Origin of the sequence: Pseudomonas sp. GL-R-19, assembly GCF_019956375.1 — a bacterium.
Classification (GTDB): domain Bacteria; phylum Pseudomonadota; class Gammaproteobacteria; order Pseudomonadales; family Pseudomonadaceae; genus Aquipseudomonas.
Map to the genome: position 1 here is coordinate 1 of NZ_JAHBDJ010000051.1, position 18,052 is coordinate 18,052.

Below are 18,052 nucleotides of genomic sequence, written 5' to 3' on the forward strand. Positions count from 1 at the left end.
CTGCCGCAGGCTGCGATCTTTTGATCCTGTTTTTCAAGATCAAGATCAAAAGATCGCAGCCTGCGGCAGCTCCTACAGGGTATTGCGGTGTTTCTGAAAGTGGGGGCGAGTAAATCCGCCCCCTCATTGGTTTAAGCGTAGCTTTCGATCGACGGGCAGGCGCAGACCAGGTTGCGGTCGCCAAACACGTTGTCGACACGACCGACCGGCGGCCAGTACTTGCCTTCGATCAGCGACGCAACCGGGTACACCGCTTGCTCGCGGCTGTACGGGTGCGACCACTCGCCGACCAGCTCCTTGGCGGTGTGCGGCGCGTTTTTCAGCGGGTTGTCGTCCTTGTCCAGGGTGCCGTTTTCCACCGCGCGGATTTCTTCGCGGATGCGGATCATGGCGTCGCAGAAGCGGTCCAGTTCTTCCTTTGACTCGCTTTCGGTCGGCTCGATCATCAGTGTGCCGGCCACCGGGAACGACATGGTCGGCGCGTGGAAGCCGAAGTCGATCAGGCGCTTGGCGACGTCATCGACGCTGATGCCGCTGCTGTCTTTCAGTGGGCGCAGATCAAGGATGCACTCGTGCGCCACCAGGCCGTTGCTGCCGGTGTACAGCACTGGATAGTGCTCTTCGAGGCGACGGGAGATGTAGTTGGCATTGAGGATCGCCAGTTGCGATGCGCGCTTGAGGCCCGCCCCACCCATCATGCGAATGTACATCCAGGTGATCGGCAGAATGCTCGCGCTGCCGAACGGTGCCGCGCAAACGGCGCCTTCCTTGCGCTCCATCTGTGCGTGGCCCGGCAGGAATGGCGCCAGGTGTGATTTCACGCCGATCGGGCCGACGCCCGGGCCGCCACCGCCGTGGGGGATGCAGAAGGTCTTGTGCAGGTTCAGGTGCGACACGTCGCCGCCGAACTTGCCCGGCGCGCAGAGGCCGACCATGGCGTTCATGTTGGCGCCGTCGATGTACACCTGGCCGCCGTTGTCATGAACGATGCCGCAGATTTCGCGGATGCCTTCTTCGAACACACCGTGGGTGGACGGGTAGGTGATCATCAGCGCGGCGAGGTGTTCGCGGTGCTCGATGGCCTTGGCGCGCAGATCTTCGATATCGACGTTGCCACGGGCATCGCACGCGGTCACGACCACGCGCATGCCGGCCATGTTGGCGGTGGCCGGGTTGGTGCCGTGGGCCGACGACGGGATCAGGCAGATGTCGCGACGGTCTTCGCCACGGCTCTGGTGGTAGGCACGGATCGCCAAGAGACCTGCGTACTCACCCTGGGAACCGGCGTTCGGTTGCAGCGAAACCGAGTCATAACCGGTGGCCGCGCAAAGCATGGCTTCCAGCTCGTCGGTCAATTGCTGGTAGCCGGCGCTTTGCTCGGCCGGGGCGAACGGGTGCAGGGCGCCGAACTCGGCCCAGGTCACCGGGATCATTTCGCTGGCGGCGTTGAGTTTCATGGTGCACGAACCCAGCGGGATCATGGTGCGGTCCAGCGCCAGGTCCTTGTCCGCCAGTTTGCGCAGGTAGCGCATCAGCTCGGTTTCCGAGTGATAGCGGTTGAACACCGGGTGGCTGAGGATCGGCGACTGACGCACCAGCGCGGCCGGGATGGTGCTGACGACCGACGCGGCGAGGGCGGCGAAGTCCGGCAGGGCCTTGCCGTCGGACAGCAGGCTCCACAGGGTTTCAACGTCGGCCTGAGTGGTGGTTTCGTCCAGGGACAGGCCCAGGCGCTCGCCATCGACCACGCGCAGGTTGATGCGCTGGGCGTGTGCCTTGTCGTGCAGGGTCGCGGTTTGAGCGCCGGTCTTCACGGTCAGGGTGTCGAAGAAGCTCGTTTGCTCGACGTTCAGACCCAATGCGCTCAAGCCTTTGGCCAGGATTGCAGTCAGGTGATGGATGCGATTGGCGATCTGCGTCAGGCCTTTTGGACCGTGGTACACGGCATACATGCTGGCGATGTTGGCCAGCAGTACTTGCGCGGTGCAGATGTTGCTGGTGGCTTTCTCGCGACGGATGTGTTGTTCGCGGGTCTGCATGGCCAAGCGCAGGGCCGGGTTGCCGAAGCGGTCTACGGAAACACCGACCAGACGGCCCGGCATGTCACGCTTGAACGCGTCCTTGGTGGAGAAGTACGCCGCGTGCGGGCCACCGAAGCCCAACGGCACGCCGAAGCGTTGTGCACTGCCGATGGCTACGTCGGCGCCGAATTCGCCCGGCGCGGTCAGCAAGGTCAGGGCCAGCAGGTCGGCAGCCACGGCGACGAGGGCGTTGGCGGCGTGGAAGCGTTCGGTCAGCTCGCGGTAATCGAATACGTCACCGTTGCTTGCCGGGTATTGCAGCAGCGCGCCGAAGAACGGCGTCACGTCAGTCAGCTCGCGTTCGTCGCCAACCACCACGTCGATGCCCAAAGGCTCGGCACGGGTGCGCAGCACGTCGAGGGTCTGCGGGTGGCAATGCACGGAGGCGAAGAAGGCGTGGCTGCCCTTGTTCTTGCTCAGGCGTTTGCAGAAGGTCATGGCTTCGGCAGCGGCGGTGGCTTCGTCGAGCAGGGAGGCGTTGGCGATCGGCAGGCCGGTGAGGTCGCTGATCAGGGTCTGGAAGTTCAGCAGCGCTTCGAGACGGCCCTGGGAGATTTCTGGCTGGTACGGGGTGTAGGCGGTGTACCAGGCCGGATTTTCCAGCAGGTTGCGCAGGATCGGCGACGGCGTGTGGGTGCCGTAGTAGCCCTGGCCGATGTAGGTTTTGAATAGCTGGTTTTTAGTCGCGATGGACTTGATCAAGGCCAGGGCGTCGGCTTCGCTCAGACCGTCTTCCAGACCGAGGACGCTGGTGCCCTTGATGCTGTCGGGAATCACGCTGGCGCTCAGGGCTTCCAGGGAGTCGAAACCGAGGCTGTTGAGCATGGCTTGCTCGTCACCGGCGCGCGGGCCGATGTGACGGGCGATGAATTCGTTGGCGGTGGTCAGATTGATCTGGGTCATGTCAGCGCTCCTCAGGCTTCGGCTTGGGCTTTGATCAGGCGGTCGTAGGCGTCCTGATCCAGCAGTTGGGCGACAGCCGAGGCGTCGCTTGGCTGGAAGCGGAAGAACCAGCCTTCGCCCAGAGGATCTTCGTTGACCAGTTCAGGGCTGCTGTCCAGCGCCGGGTTCACTTCCAGCACTTCACCGTCCAGCGGCATGTACACGCCGCTGGCAGCCTTTACCGATTCCACGGTGGCGGCTTCGGCGCCTTTGTCGTAGGACTGCAGCTCAGGCAGTTGAACGAAAACCACGTCGCCCAGGGCGTTCTGTGCGAAAGCGGTGATGCCGACCGTGACGCTGCCGTCAGCTTCGGTGCGCAGCCATTCGTGATCTTCAGTAAAACGCAACTCGCTCATGGAAACTCCTAAGGGGCCAGACTCGTCTGGTGGACGCGATTGAATGCTTGGGCGATGCCCGGGTTATGAGGAGTACATAGCAAGAACGCGGCCAACGTTGCTTTTATTGTTATTGATCAATGATTTAGGTTGTTTCGACAAGCGCTGAAATTCACACGTTGTAGCGAAATCGATACGGCGTATGTCAAGGATAAAAGCCGAGGTGGATCAAAGCCTTGTGCAGCCGTGATCGGAGCGGGGTGTAGCGATATCGTTCCGCTGTAGCGCTTTCAGTACAGATGGAGGTCGTTTTTAAACAGGTAAAGAAGTTTTCGAATTGACAACCCGTTCCGTAGGAGCTGCCGCAGGCTGCGATCTTGTCGCAGGCACCATAAGATCAAAGTCAAAAGATCGCAGCCTGCGGCAGCTCCTACATAGGTTGGTGTACATAGCCCGCCATCTGTGGACTCAAGGCTTCAAGCCTTGCCCGGAATCCCATACTTGCGCAACCGATGGGCAATCGCGGTGTGGGAGGTTTGCAGGCGGGTCGCCAGTTGCCGGGTCGAGGGATAGCTGACGTAGAGTTTTTCCAGCAGGGTTTTCTCGAATTCGTCCATGGCCTGTTCCAGGCTGTCGACGTCATGGTCGCCCTGGCGGGCCACCGAGGTGCCGGCGATATCGAGGTCGCCGATGTCCACCAGGCTGCTTTCGCAGATCGCCGCGGCACGGAAGATCACGTTCTGCAATTGCCGCACGTTGCCCGGCCAGCGGTTGCCCAGCAGTGCCGGGTAAGTGCCCGGTGCCAGGCGACAGACCGGTCGCTGGATCTGTGCACAGGCCTGCTGCATAAAGTAGCGGGCCAGCAGCAGGATGTCCTGGCCACGCTCGCGCAGGGGTGGCACTTCAACATTGAGGACGTTGAGGCGATAGAACAGGTCTTCGCGGAACAAACCTTCGCCGACCATTTTTTCCAGGTCGCGGTGGGTCGCGCTGAGGATCCGTACGTTGACCTTGACCTCACGGTCACCGCCGACCCGGCGAAAACTGCCGTCGTTGAGGAAACGCAGCAATTTGGCCTGCAAATACGGCGACATCTCGCCGATTTCATCGAGAAACACCGTGCCCTGGTTGGCCAGTTCCATCAGTCCTGGCTTACCGCCCCGCTGCGCGCCGGTGAAGGCGCCGGGGGCGTAGCCGAACAGCTCGCTTTCGGCGAGGTTCTCCGGCAATGCCGCGCAGTTCAGCGCCAGAAACGGTGAACTGTACCGGGCGCTGATGGCGTGGCAGGCCCGGGCCACCAGTTCCTTGCCGGTGCCGGTTTCGCCCTGGATCAACAGCGGTGCATCGAGGGCCGCAACCCGCTGGGCGCGTGCCTTGAGGGTGCGGATCACCGGGGACTCGCCGAGCAGTGCGTCGAAACCTTCGGCGTGGTCATGGTGCAGCGCGGAAAGGCGTTCGCCGATGCGGTTCGGTTGATACAGGGTCAGCAGGGCGCCGGCGTCGGTGATCGGAGTGGCGTCGAGCAACAGGGTCTGGCCGTTGACGGTGATTTCCCGCAGCGGCAGGCGAAAGCCCTGTTCAAGCAGGGCGTCGAGCAAGGCCGGGTCGGAAAACAGCTCGCCCACGCTTTCACCGTTCGGTTCGCGGCCGTACAGGGCGATCAGGGCCGGGTTGGCCAGCAGCACCTTGCCGTCGCTGTCCAGTGCCAGCACCGGGTCGGTCATGGCGGCCAGCAAGGCGTCGAGCTGCAAGTGCCGGCGCTGGCCGGGCAGGATGTCGACCACCGTCACCGCTTGCACGCCACGCACGCTGAACAGGGCATCGCGCAGCTCCTCGAGCACTTGCGGGCTCAGGGTCGGGGCGTCGATATAAACATTGGGCGGGACCATTTCCACCGCATCCAGGTTCAGATTGCGCCCACCGAGAAGGGCCAGGACTTCCTGGGTGATACCGACGCGGTCGATGAAGCTGACGTGGATACGCATGGGGCGGTCTTGGGTTCTGCAGTGCGAAGGGTGGCAAGTATGCCTTGGGGCGGGCTAATGGTGAAATGTGCCGCCGATATTCAGGGCGACATTGATCTTTGTAGGAGTGAGCCTGCTCGCGAAAGCGAGGTATCAGTCACAAAGATATTGGCTGACACTCCGCCTTCGCGAGCAGGCTCGCTCCTACAGGGAGACTAGGTTATTCGAAGTGTTCGGGGTTTACCGGGTCGCCTGATTTCATATTCAACTGCTGCCGGATGTCTTCAAACATCAAATCGTAATGTTTGTGGACCGATCCGATCTGGCTGTGCGTCTTCGGAATCCCGTACTTCTCGGCGATTTTCGTCACGTTGCTGGCGAAGTTGTAGGCCTCCTCCTTGGGCAGGAAGAAGGGCTCTGACATCTCCTTGCCCTGAATGCTGCCATGCATAGTGAACTGGATGCCTTTTTCCCCTTTGGCATTCTTGCTGACTTCATAGTCGAGGTGCACGTTGTAGCTGACATCATCCGGGGTCAGCGCATGTCGTTCGATGTGCAAGTGACCTGGCTCAAACTGTGCCATAGACGTCTCTCCTTACAAGTAGGTAATGCCTGGTGTTGCCGTACTGATGCGTGTACCGGCGGTGCCCTGGACAATTGCTTCGATGTCCGCGAGCGAACCGATCACTGCGACTTTTCCAGTATGGCGCGCGAATTCGCAGGCTGCCTGCACCTTCGGTCCCATGGAACCGGCGGCGAAGCCGAGTTTTTCCATTTCGTCGGGGTGGGCCTGGGCGATGGCTTTTTGCGTGGGTTTGCCAAAGTCGATGAACGCGGCGTTGACGTCGGTGGCGATCACCAGCAGATCGGCTTCAAGCTGTTCGGCCAGCAGTGACGAGCACAGGTCTTTGTCGATGACCGCTTCGACGCCTTCGAGTTTGCCGGGCGAGGTATACATGGTCGGAATGCCGCCGCCACCGGCGCAGATCACGATGCTGCTTTTTTCCAGCAGCCATTTGATCGGACGGATTTCGAAGATGCGTTTCGGTTTCGGGCTGGCGACCACGCGGCGGTATTTGTCGCCGTCCGGGGCAATGGCCCAGCCTTTTTCGGCGGCCAGTGCTTCAGCCTCATCCTTGGTATAGACCGGGCCGATGGGTTTGCTCGGGTTCTTGAAGGCCGGGTCATTGGCATCGACTTCGACCTGGGTCAGCAGGGTCGCAAAGGGCACTTCGAAGTCCAGCAGGTTGCCCAGTTCCTGTTCGATGATGTAGCCGATCATGCCTTCGGTCTCGGCACCGAGCACGTCCAGCGGATAGGGTGAAACCGAGGTGTAGGCCGCTGCCTGCAATGACAGCAGGCCGACTTGCGGGCCATTGCCGTGGGCGATGACCAGTTGGTTGCCGGGATGGATCCTGGCGATCTGTTCGGTGGCGATCCGGATGTTGGCGCGCTGGTTGTCAGCGGTCATCGGTTCACCCCGGCGGAGCAGGGCATTACCGCCCAGAGCAACGACGATACGCATGGTGCAGTCCTTCTAAACAGAGGAAAGGCAAACGACTCGGTCAATTGTAGGAGTGAGCCTGCTCGCGATTGCGCAGCATCAGTCGACATTAATATTGAATGTCAGACCGCTATCGCGAGCAGGCTCGCTCCTACATTGACCGGTGCCGGTCTTATAGGTCAGCCAACGTCGACACCAGAATCGCCTTGATGGTGTGCATGCGGTTTTCCGCTTGCTCGAAGGCGATGCAGGCCGGCGACTCGAACACGTCATCGGTCACTTCGATGCCGTTGCTCAGGTGCGGGTACTGTTCGGCAATCTGCTTGCCGATCTTGGTGTCGCAGTTGTGGAACGCCGGCAGGCAGTGCATGAACTTGGTGCGCGGGTTGCCGGTGGCTTTCATCAGTTCGGCGTTGACCTGATACGGCAGCAATTGCTGGATGCGCTCGGCCCAGGCTTCGACCGGTTCGCCCATCGACACCCAGACGTCGGTGTGGATGAAGTCCACGCCCTTGACCGCCGCTTTCGGGTCTTCGGTGAGGGTGATGCGCGCGCCGCTTTCTTCTGCGTATTGCTTGCAGCGAGCCACCAGGTCGTCCGCTGGCCACAGGGCTTTCGGCGCGCAGATGCGCACGTCCATGCCGAGTTTGGCGCCGATCAGCAGCAGCGAGTTGCCCATGTTGTTACGCGCATCGCCGAGGTAGGCGTAGCTGATTTCGTGGATCGGCTTGTCGGCGTGCTCACGCATGGTCAGCACGTCGGCGATCATTTGCGTTGGGTGGTATTCGTCGGTCAGGCCGTTGAACACCGGCACACCGGCGAACTTGGCCAGTTCCTCGACGATTTCCTGCTTGAAGCCACGGTATTCGATGGCATCGTACATGCGCCCGAGCACACGGGCGGTGTCCTTCATGCTTTCCTTGTGGCCGATCTGCGAGGAGTTCGGGTCGATGTAGGTAACGTTGGCGCCCTGGTCATAGGCTGCAACTTCGAACGCACAGCGGGTGCGGGTCGAGGTCTTTTCGAAGATCAGCGCGATGTTGTTGCCCTTGAGATGCTGCTGTTCGGTGCCGGTGTACTTGGCACGCTTGAGGTCGCGGGACAGGTCGAGCAGGTAGCGCAATTCGCGAGGGGTGTGGTGTTCCAGGCTCAGCAGATTGCGGTTATGGATATTGAACGCCATTTTGGATCTCCTAAGGTGAACAGGTTAGTAGTCAATCGGATCGCGGATGATCGGGCAGGTCATGCAATGACCGCCGCCCCGGCCGCGACCGAGTTCGCCGGCGCTGATGGTGATGACTTCCACCCCGGCCTTGCGCAGCAGGGTGTTGGTGTAAGTATTGCGGTCGTAGCCGATGACCACGCCTGGCTCCACGGCCACCACGTTATTGCCGTCGTCCCATTGCTCACGTTCGGCGGCGAAGCTGTTGCCGCCGGTTTCCACCACGCGCAACGCTTTGAGGTTGAGGGCCTGAGCCACGGTGTCGAGGAAGTTGGTTTCTTCGCGGCGGATGTCGATGCCGCCCGCCTTGCTTTCATCGGGGCGCAGGGTGAAGGCGACAATCTGGTTCACCACTTCCGGGAAGATCGTGACGAGGTCGCGATCGCAGAAGCTGAACACGGTGTCCAGGTGCATCGCCGCGCGGGATTTCGGCAGGCCGGCGACGATGACTTTCTCGACGGCCTTGTTTTTGAACAGGTTCACCGCCAGTTGCGCAATGGCTTGCCGCGACGAGCGTTCGCCCATGCCGATCAACACCACGCCGTTGCCGATCGGCATCACATCACCGCCCTCAAGGGTGGAGTTGCCATGGTCCTTGTCCGGGTCGCCGTACCAGATCTGGAAGTCGGCGTTGGTGAACTCGGGGTGGAATTTGTAGATGGCGGTGGTCAGCAGGGTTTCCTGACGGCGCGCCGGCCAGTACATCGGGTTGAGGGTGACGCCACCGTAGATCCAGCAGGTGGTATCGCGGGTGAACTGGGTGTTGGGCAGCGGCGGCAGGATGAAGCTGGAGTTGCCGAGGAAGTCGCGGAACATCTCGATGGCCTTGCCGCCGAAACTGGTGGGCAAATCGTCGCCCGATACGCCGCCAATCAGGAACTCGGCGATCTTGCGCGGCTGCAGGCTGCGCAGCCACGAGGCGGTTTCGTTGATCAGGCCCAGGCCCACCGAGTTGGCGGTGACCTTGCGTTCCAGGATCCAGTCCAGGGCTTCGGGGATGGCGACGATGTCCGTCAGCAGGTTGTGCATTTCCAGCACATCGATGTTGCGTTCGCGCATCTTGGTGACGAAGTCGAAGTGGTCGCGCTTGGCCTGGGCCACCCACAGCACATCATCGAACAGCAGTTCGTCGCAGTTGTTCGGGGTCAGCCGCTGATGGGCCAGGCCTGGGGAGCAAACCATGACTTTGCGCAGTTTGCCGGCTTCGGAATGGACGCCGTACTTAACTTTTTCCGTGGTCATTACAGTGATCCTCCAGATGACAAAACAAGGGAGTTAAAGAGTCAGGAAACCGTCATAGAGACCGTAGGCCGCCACCACGGCGCCCACGACCACCGCAGCGAAAATCAGTTTCTCGACGTTGGTGAAAACCGCTTTGTCGATTTCCAGCTTGGCCTTGGCGAACAGGATCACGCCGGGGGCGTAGAGCAGGGCGGACAGCAGCAGGTACTTGATGCCGCCGGCGTACAGCAGCCAGATCGCGTAGATCAGGGCCACGGCGCCGATGATCAGATCCTTCTGCCGTTCGCCCGCCGCGCCTTCGTAGCTTTCGCCGCGCACCGCCAACAGCAACGCGTAGGCCGCCGACCACAGGTACGGCACCAGGATCATCGAGGTGGCGAGGTAGATCAGCGACAGGTAAGTGCTGGCCGAGAACAGCGTGATGATCAGGAAAACCTGGACCATGGCGTTGGTCAGCCACAGGGCGTTGACCGGTACATGGTTGGCGTTTTCCTTGCGCAAAAACGCCGGCATGGTGTGGTCCCTGGCGGCGGCGAACATGATCTCCGCGCACAGCAGCACCCACGACAGCAACGCCCCCAGCAACGAGATGATCAAACCGACGCTGATCAGCACCGCGCCCCAGTGACCGACCACGTGCTCCAGCACGGCGGCCATCGACGGGTTCTGCAGTTTGGCCAGCTCCGGCTGGGTCATGATCCCCAGCGACAGCACATTCACCAGCACTAAAAACAGCAGCACGGTGACAAAGCCGATCACGGTGGCCTTACCCACATCGCTGCGCTTTTCCGCCCGGGCCGAAAAGATGCTCGCGCCTTCGATGCCGATGAACACCCACACGGTGACCAGCATCATTTTGCGCACCTGGTCCATCACGCTGCCCAGGTCCGGGTTCTTCAGGCCCCAGATGTCGGCGGTGAAGATGTCCAGTTTGAAGGCGAACAACGCAATCAACATGAACAGCAGCAGCGGCACGATCTTGGCGACGGTGGTCACGAGGTTGATGAACGCTGCTTCCTTTATTCCTCGCAGTACGAGGAAATGTACGGCCCAGAGCAGTACCGAGGCGCCGATCACGGCAGCAGGGGTATTGCCCTCCCCAAATAGCGGAAAGAAGTAGCCGAGCGTGCTGAACAGCAAGACGAAGTAACCGACGTTGCCCAGCCAGGCACTGATCCAGTACCCCCAGGCGGACGAGAAGCCCATGTAGTCGCCGAAACCGGCCTTGGCGTAGGCGTAAACCCCGCCATCAAGATCGGGTTTGCGGTTGGCCAGGGTCTGGAACACGAACGCCAGGGTGAGCATGCCGACGGCGGTGATTGCCCAACCGATCAGAATGGCGCCGACATCGGCACTGGCGGCCATGTTTTGTGGCAAGGAAAAGATCCCGCCACCAATCATCGAACCCACGACTAACGCAACCAGCGCGCCGAGTTTCAGTTTTCCGGGAGCTTCAGACATTGCATGACTCCAATGCAGGAGAAGAGAGGCAACAGACTAATTCTGTTGGCTATCCAATCAGCTGACTTAGATCACTAAATGAAAGCGTTCCCGGGTTGTTGGCGGAGTGCCATCATTTACAAGGCGGCTGCCTGTAACGCCTGTCCTAGAGGCTTTTGCAGATTCTTTAAGAACTTTTTAGCATTTGTTTCGAATTATGACGCTAGTTGGTTTTTAAAAATCTGCAAATTTTATTCATGCATTTTTTGTACTGAATTGATGTATTAAAAAAACGTATAAAACAAATGATTATAACGGTGTAAAAAAGCCATTTTGTGCAAGTAAAAAAGAGGTTTGTTGGCGTTATCCAATAAACGTTATTACTCTTCATCAGTTTAGTTGACGCCCGTTATGTGACGACTTCGCGGCAGTTGCCGCCCCCCAAAAATGGAGATGCAGCGATGTCGCAATCACCGAACAAGCTTCGTCTGAGCGCATTGAGCGCATTGAGCGCATTGATCGCGTTGGTGGTGGGTCTGTGAAGCTGTTGCTGGCGTACCAGCCACCCTATGACTGGCCGGCGCTGCTTGGTTTTTTGTCGGCGCGGGCGATTGTCGGGTTGGAAACGGTGGTCGACGGTGTGTATTCGCGCAGCATCGGTTTGAACGGTGCTTGCGGTATGTTCTCGATCCAGCCTGGCACCTCGGATGCCCTTGAGTTGACCCTGGATTTTCCTGATCCGGGCGCCGTCCCTGCAATCGTCGCAAGCGTGCGGCGGATGTTTGATCTGGACGCCGACCTGTCCACGATTCACCGGCACCTGGCAGTTGATCCGCTGCTGGCGCGGCTGATTGCCGAGCACCCCGGGCTGCGTGTGCCGGGGGCGTGGGATGGCCTGGAGTTGGCAATCCGCGCGGTGCTGGGGCAGCAGATTACAGTGGCGGCGGCGATCAAACTTGCGGGCAAACTGGTAGCGCAGTACGGCACGCCATTGCATTCACGGTTGCCGGGGTTGACCCATGTGTTCCCTGAGGTCAGCGTTTTGGCTGGCGCAGATCTGGCTGCGTTGGGCATGCCGAAAAGCCGCGGCCGGACGCTGTCGGGGGTGGCCCAGGCATTACTCGATGATCCGCGGTTGTTCGAGCCCGGTCGGGAGGGAGGCGTAGCGCGGTTATTGGCCTTGCACGGGATTGGTGACTGGACGGCGCAATACATTGCGTTGCGACAGTTGCGGGAGATGGATGGATTTCCCAATGGCGACGTGGGGTTGATCAATGCATTGGCGGCGCTGGAGGGTGGGCCGGTGACGGCGCGGCAGCTGTTGGCACGAGCCGAAAGCTGGCGGCCTTATCGAGGGTATGCGGCGCAGGTGCTGTGGACTTCGTTGAGTCGGGCGGATTGAGCTTGATCCGAATTCTGTGCTGAATGGTCTGGCGCCTTCGCTGGCAAGCCAGCTCCTACAGTGGATCGTATTCGTCCACGCACCGCGTATACCTGTAGGAGCTGCGTTGCGGCGATCCGACTTGCCAGCGAAGGCTATCTCACCGTCACCACCACTGCGCGGGATGGGAACCCAATTCAGTCGCGGGCAAGGCCCATTGCAAAGGCGTTCCCGTAATCTTCAGCGGAGCGTGTAACCGATGCGCCGGCCCCCAGGGCGTTTGCTCAACCTGTATCCCCTGATCGTGTTGGTCTTCGGCGCGCAACGGCTCATCCGGGCCGGTTCCTTGCTCGAACAACAACTTCGCCGTACGCGCCAACGACAACCGGGCCGATCCCCCCATCCCGCTGCTCAAATGTCCTGCCAACAACCTGATCGCACTGGCCGCCATCAAATACCCGGTGGCGTGATCGAGGGCCTGCACCGGCAACGGCGTCGGCTTGTCCGCCTGTTTCCAGCGCATGCCCGCTTCGGCAATGCCACTGCTCATCTGCACCAGGCTGTCGAAGCCCCGCCGGTTCTGCCAAGGGCCGCTCCAGCCATAGGCGTTGAGGCAAACATCGATCAGGCCTGGGTTCAGTTGCCGGCGCTCATTCATGCCCAGGCCAAGTCGCTCCAGCGCATCGGCACGATAGCCGTGGAGCAGAATGTCGGCATCCTTGAGCAGGCATTCGAATACGCAGCGGTCGGAGCTGTGGTTCAGATCAAGACGCGCACAGCGTTTTCCCAACGTGACTTCCGGCACCACCCCCGGCTCGTTCCAGGTCGGCGGATCGATGCGCAAGACATCGGCGCCAAGGCCGGCCAGAAAGCGGCTGGCAATAGGGCCGGCGAGCACCCGGGTCAAATCCAGCACCTTGATGCCGGCCAGTGGTCGAGCCACTGAGCCTGTCCACGGTTTGCTGCCCTGGCCGGGGTGGTTGGTGAGTTGGATCAAGGGTTCGGCATTTACCGCCTGGCCTTGAGGATGGGTCTGCCATTGTTCCCAGGTACGCATTTCGGCGGCACAACCACCGGCATCGACCACCGCCTGCTCCAGCTCGCTTTTCGCCCATTGCGCCACTTGGCAAGCCATCGCTGCGCGGTCGGCACAGGCACCGAGCACGCTTTCGGCGGCGGCGCGGTGGTGGGGCGCGTTGGTGTGCAGGCGAATCCAGCCATCGCGGGTGGCGTAGTCACCGGCCACCGCATCCCACAGTGGCGGAACGCTCCAGCCGATCGGGCGAATCGAGGTCGCGAACCAGAAGGATGCCAAGCGTCGGTCAACTTCAAGATCGGGTAGGCGTCCGGTTTGTTGGTGCAGCAGTTCGCTGACGGCCTGGCCGGCGGCGGCCATGCTGGCGCAGGCCAGATCAGTGACGGCGAACGTTGAGGGCAGGGCGCCGCTGGACGTGAATGGAATCGGGGTGTGAGGCAAACCGAGTGCGGCTTGAATGGACGTGAGCAGATCAGTCATCGAAGGGCCCTCCGGAGTGAGAGCCCGATCATAGTTCAAAAAAATCCAGGTCAGATGAAATCCCCTTGTAGGAGCGAGCCTGCTCGCGATGGTCGTTAACGATAACGCGTATTTACTGGCTAAACGCGGCGCTCTTGGGTCCATCGCGAGCAGGCTCGCTCCTACAAGGTTTTTCTGCCTTGTTTAAACGCGGAACTGATCCATCAACTTCATCTGCTGGGTGCTCAGGGCGTTGAGCTGGCTGCTGATCTGCGCCGATTCGGTGGCCTGGCCGGTCAGGGTTTCGGTGACGGTGCGGATCGCCGAGACGTTGCGGTTGACCTCTTCGGCCACGGCGCTTTGCTGCTCGGCGGCGCTGGCGATTTGCAGGTTCATGTCGCTGATCACGGTGACCGCGTCACTGATCTTGCTCAAGGCCTGGACCGCCTGCTGAATCTGCCCGGCATTGCTGTGGGCCTGGGTCTGGCTTGAATGCATGGTAGCAACCACGCCACGGGTGCCGGACTGGATGCGATCGATCACCAGGCGAATTTCTTCCACCGAATCCTGGGTACGCTTGGCCAGGTTGCGCACTTCATCGGCCACCACCGCAAAGCCGCGACCGCTTTCGCCAGCACGGGCGGCTTCAATCGCCGCGTTGAGCGCCAGCAGGTTGGTTTGTTCGGCGATGCTGCGAATCACCTCCAGCACCGAACCGATCTGCTCGCTGTTGACCGCGAGGGCTTCGACTTCGGTCACGGCCTTGCTGACCTCGTTGGCCAGTTGATTGATATCGCGGGTGCTGCGCTCGATGATCGACAGGCCGTCGCGAGCCGATTGGTCGGCACCCTTGGCGGCGTTGGCGGCGTTCGAGGCGCTGTTGGCGACGTCGTGGGCGGTGGCGCTCATCTCGTTGGACGCGGTGGCGACCTGGTCGATTTCGCGGAACTGCACCTGCATGCCTTCGCTGGTCTGGCGGGCGATTTCTGAAGACTGGTCGGCGGTGCCGCGGGCGTCGGTGATGCTTTGCTTGATCTGCGCGATGGTCGGTTGCAGCTTGTCGAGGAAGCGGTTGAACCAGCTCACCAGTTCGCCCAGTTCGTCCTGCTTGCTGTAGCGCAGGCGCTGGGTCAGGTCGCCATCGCCACTGGCAATCGCCTTGAGCATATCGGCCACGCTGTTGATCGGGCGGGTCACGCCGGACGCGGTAAGCCACATCAGCAACAGCCCGAGCAGGCCGGCAATCACCGCCACCGAGAGCGCCTTGAGCGTGCCGCTTTGCTGGGCATCGTCGAGCACCGCTTGCAACTTCACCGAATCGGCCAGCAGCACTTGTCTGGGCAGGTCGATCACCACGGCCCAGGCCTTGGCATCGGCAATCGGGCTGACCGGGTACACCGCACGGATCAGCTCGCCTTGCTGGAGAATCTTCGGTGCACCGTTACCGAGCAATTGCAGGATGTCCTTGCCATCGGCGCCCAGGGTGTCGCCGATGTTCTTGCCGACTTTACCGGCATCGACACTGTAGGCGGCCAGCACGCCAGTGCCGGAAACGATCAGCATGTGCCCGGCGCTGTTGAACAGGTCGCGCTGGGAGTTGACTGCCGCCGCTTGCAGGGCGTCGAGGGCAATGTCGATACCGACCACACCGATGGACTTGCCATCCACCAGCAGCGGTACGGAAATGGTGGTCATCAACACTTCCTTGCCGCCGACCGTATCGGCGTAGGGGTCGAGCAGGCAGGTGCGCTTGCTGTCCCGCGGGCAGGTGTACCAGACGTTGTACGGCGTGCCGCTGAGGTTCAGGGTGGTTTTGGTCATGTCCTCTTCGACCATGATCGTGTTCAGCGACTCACCCCCGGCGCGGCTCCAGTACGCGGCAAAACGACCGATCTCGTTGGATTGACGGGAGGCGTCATTGACGAACTCGCTGTCCTTGCCATCCAGGCCGTTGGGTTCGAACGCCAGCCAGATACCCAGTACCTTGCCGTTGCGCTCGAAGGCGGTTTTCAGGCTCTGGTTCAATTCCTCACGCAAAGCGCCGGGCTCAAGCGAGCGTTTGGCGGCCAGGGTGCGCATGTCCTTGATCTGGTCGGCCAGGGCGGTCACCACCGTCAGGGTTTCACCGAATGTCTTCTGCACCCGAACCGCTTGCTCGGCGGCCTTGGCCTGAAGCAGGTCCTGCACACTGGCGGTGAGCATTGAGCTGCTGGAATCATTGACCAGGTCATCGTTCTGATTGGTCTGGTAAATGTTCATGCCCACTATCAAGGCGACTACACCCAGCAGGCACAGACCGGACAGCAGGACGATTTTCAGGCGGATGGACAGTGAGTCGAACATAGGGCGAACTCGCGAATGGATGAAGTGTTGGCTGTGGGCCGTGACGGCTCACTCGCTAAGTCCGTTTAGCGCCGATCAATGCACATCGGCGTGGCGCTGAGGTTACATGAGGGGTAACTCGACGAACGGTAGTAGTTGAACGTTTGCGCAGGAAAATGTGCCGAAAGGATGGTTAAAACGAGGAAAAATCGCGGTTGGGCGATGATCAATTTTGCATCGACGTCCAGGGGACTTTTTGCGCATTAGATGAAATTCACGAAATACATATGTACCGCTTCTCATTAAGGGCTGGCCGCTTAAATGCAGATGCCACCTCGGTGGAACGCTTGCGGAAGTTTTGGCTTCTGGCAACTGACAATAAATAATGAGAAAACCATCATGTGTATTACTTACATTAAAAGGGCCGGGTTGCGCTCGGTGTTGTTGTTTTGGGGAATGTTATTGGCGGCAGGTGCGGCTCCTGCCATGTCTTTTCTGAACTCGGCAGCTATTTCGGGTATCGCCTCTCAAATACCCTTGGCGGCCACGGTACTGCCGGACAAGCTGAACACCCTTAAGGAAAGTCTGGCTGACGAAACGGATGTGAAGCAATACAGCTTCATGGCGGTACGGGGCCAGGATGTGTGGATCCGTGCGGGTGAGACGGAAGGCGGGCCATTGACACTGGAATACAATCGGAATGGCACATGGGCCGTAATCCCTTGGGACGTACCCTTTACGGTGTCTGGCTTACAGCCGAATGAGGAAGTTCAGGTTCGCATCTCGAAGAAGCCGTCTGCCCCGTTCGTAGCAGGTGATATCTACAAGCTCGAGTTTGGCTCAGCACCTTACTACGCCGACAGTCGCGTCCAGGGCGATACCGGTGATCTGCGGCACTACTGGGCGACTACGCAGGCCTACAGAGTCTTGAATTGGTCGGTGCGGTTGAGGGATTCGACAGGGCAGCCGCTCGAAGGCGCTACAGCTACTTTGATATTGGACAAGGGGGCGGATGAAAAAAGGTACGACCTTATAACGGACAGCACTGGTAACGCCGCGCAAGCCCTCGAGTTGGGCAGGTGTTATGGCCAGTTGAAGTCTGATCCTTTCTGGACCAGCAGTGGCAAGTATCGCTATCAGTGGGAAGTTGAATACAATCTGGGGCATTGGTCGATTCAGGTTCAAGACAAAGAGGATTCGGGGGTGGGAGGTTACAACGTGCCGAATGTTTCATTTGCTCAGATCTGCTATCAACAGATGTTGCATAACTAGGTCTGCCACACACCCGGCAAAGCAGTTACGCACGCTCGCTTTGCCGGGCTTTTTCAATCGATCAGACCTCGATGTGCAGCCCCGGCTTTTTCTCGATCGGATTCTTTTCGGCCTTTTTATGCAATTGATCCAGCCAGGAGTCTGAGCTCCTCAGATCCAGCGCACCTTTGTTCAGCAATAATCCATAGTCAATCATCTTGTGGAAGTTGCTCAGGTCCAGTTTCACCTTGCCCTCAAACTGTGGCTTATCCAGCCGAATCAACTCGATTACGGTCTTGGCGTGCTTGAGGGTCAGGGGTTGCAAGCCTTTGGCCTCGTTCAACAGGGTATTCAATATTTCCTCATCCCTGGCAGTCAGGGTGTCGGGGGGCGAAGTGACTTTCAACTGCCCGTCTTCGGCCACGGTGAAACCCATTACGTCATGGGCCAGACCAGACCATTTGCTTTGCAGGTCTTTTTTGAAGTCGGAGTAAACCCCTTCCATTCTTTTGAGCACCAAATTTGCCTGGAATTCATGATGCCTAATCATTGAATGTCTAAAGCTTTTTATCAGTGGGGGTAGGTCATAGAACCCGCTAATTGATTCGAGCGCATTCAAAAACTCCTCCACCTCATTCAGTTTTTCGCTGCTGAGATTTCTAGCTTCACTTCGAGGCGCTCGGAGTTTCTCGATGGTCAACCTTAACCTGTCATCCATTACCGGAATGTCGTCTTTCTCAGGTTGGGCTTTTTCCGTGTTCGCTTTCAATGTTTGCGGATACGGAACTTGAAAAGATGCAGCGGCACTTACATTCATGTCAGCTTCTCGTTGTGGGGGTTCATGGTGCTTAACGGCCAAACCCGGTCATGGGT

Annotated in this window: 13 protein-coding genes and 1 pseudogene; 2 read left to right on the forward strand and 12 right to left on the reverse strand. The window is 59.8% G+C overall.

Annotated features, from left to right (window positions below):
- Positions 1 to 131: 131 nt before the first annotated feature.
- The 8 genes from gcvP to arcD all read right to left on the reverse strand — a co-directional run bounded on the left by gcvP (position 132) and on the right by arcD (position 10,751).
- On the reverse strand, positions 132 to 2,984 hold the full coding sequence (gene gcvP / locus KGA83_RS23040) for an aminomethyl-transferring glycine dehydrogenase (protein WP_223531006.1): 2,853 nt from the start codon (positions 2,982 to 2,984) through the stop codon (positions 132 to 134).
- 11 nt (positions 2,985 to 2,995) lie between these two features.
- The gene (gene gcvH / locus KGA83_RS23045; RefSeq protein ID WP_008047373.1) at positions 2,996 to 3,379 is read right to left on the reverse strand and encodes a glycine cleavage system protein GcvH; all 384 of its coding nucleotides are present in this window, start codon (positions 3,377 to 3,379) and stop codon (positions 2,996 to 2,998) included.
- Between the two features lie 455 nt (positions 3,380 to 3,834).
- The gene (locus tag KGA83_RS23050) at positions 3,835 to 5,343 is read right to left on the reverse strand and encodes a sigma-54-dependent transcriptional regulator (RefSeq protein WP_108215108.1); all 1,509 of its coding nucleotides are present in this window, start codon (positions 5,341 to 5,343) and stop codon (positions 3,835 to 3,837) included.
- Positions 5,344 to 5,542: 199 nt separating this feature from the next.
- Positions 5,543 to 5,905: a DUF5064 family protein gene (locus KGA83_RS23055; RefSeq protein WP_108215109.1), complete on the reverse strand. Its 363-nt coding sequence runs from the start codon at positions 5,903 to 5,905 to the stop codon at positions 5,543 to 5,545.
- A 12-nt stretch (positions 5,906 to 5,917) separates the two neighbouring features.
- Positions 5,918 to 6,847, reverse strand: coding sequence for a carbamate kinase (gene arcC / locus KGA83_RS23060; RefSeq protein ID WP_223531007.1), 930 nt, complete (start codon positions 6,845 to 6,847; stop codon positions 5,918 to 5,920).
- Positions 6,848 to 6,998: 151 nt separating this feature from the next.
- On the reverse strand, positions 6,999 to 8,009 hold the full coding sequence (locus tag KGA83_RS23065) for an ornithine carbamoyltransferase (protein ID WP_108215111.1): 1,011 nt from the start codon (positions 8,007 to 8,009) through the stop codon (positions 6,999 to 7,001).
- Positions 8,010 to 8,033: 24 nt separating this feature from the next.
- Positions 8,034 to 9,290, reverse strand: a complete 1,257-nt coding sequence (arcA, locus tag KGA83_RS23070) for an arginine deiminase (RefSeq protein ID WP_108215112.1) — start codon at positions 9,288 to 9,290, stop codon at positions 8,034 to 8,036.
- A 33-nt stretch (positions 9,291 to 9,323) separates the two neighbouring features.
- Positions 9,324 to 10,751, reverse strand: coding sequence for an arginine-ornithine antiporter (arcD, locus tag KGA83_RS23075; protein WP_108215113.1), 1,428 nt, complete (start codon positions 10,749 to 10,751; stop codon positions 9,324 to 9,326).
- A gap of 517 nt (positions 10,752 to 11,268) precedes the next feature.
- On the opposite strand from arcD, the gene KGA83_RS23080 reads away from it, so the two are divergent.
- The gene (locus tag KGA83_RS23080; protein WP_115947353.1) at positions 11,269 to 12,132 is read left to right on the forward strand and encodes a DNA-3-methyladenine glycosylase family protein; all 864 of its coding nucleotides are present in this window, start codon (positions 11,269 to 11,271) and stop codon (positions 12,130 to 12,132) included.
- A gap of 145 nt (positions 12,133 to 12,277) precedes the next feature.
- Here KGA83_RS23080 and KGA83_RS23085 read toward each other — a convergent pair whose 3' ends face one another.
- The 3 genes and pseudogenes from KGA83_RS23085 to KGA83_RS30185 all read right to left on the reverse strand — a co-directional run.
- A complete protein-coding gene (locus tag KGA83_RS23085) occupies positions 12,278 to 13,627 on the reverse strand; it encodes a CoA transferase (RefSeq protein ID WP_108215115.1) in 1,350 nt (449 codons plus the stop codon).
- A gap of 183 nt (positions 13,628 to 13,810) precedes the next feature.
- Positions 13,811 to 14,566, reverse strand: a complete 756-nt coding sequence (locus KGA83_RS30180; RefSeq protein ID WP_411741921.1) for a methyl-accepting chemotaxis protein — start codon at positions 14,564 to 14,566, stop codon at positions 13,811 to 13,813.
- A 102-nt stretch (positions 14,567 to 14,668) separates the two neighbouring features.
- Positions 14,669 to 15,949 (reverse strand): annotated as a pseudogene (locus KGA83_RS30185) (HAMP domain-containing protein); the annotation flags it as partial.
- 378 nt (positions 15,950 to 16,327) lie between these two features.
- Between KGA83_RS30185 and KGA83_RS23095 the strand changes: the two are divergent.
- A complete protein-coding gene (locus tag KGA83_RS23095) occupies positions 16,328 to 17,200 on the forward strand; it encodes a hypothetical protein (protein WP_108215117.1) in 873 nt (290 codons plus the stop codon).
- Between the two features lie 61 nt (positions 17,201 to 17,261).
- Here the strand turns inward: KGA83_RS23095 and KGA83_RS23100 are convergent, their stop codons facing one another.
- Positions 17,262 to 17,996, reverse strand: coding sequence for a hypothetical protein (locus tag KGA83_RS23100; protein WP_223531009.1), 735 nt, complete (start codon positions 17,994 to 17,996; stop codon positions 17,262 to 17,264).
- Between the last annotated feature and the right edge of the window lie 56 nt (positions 17,997 to 18,052).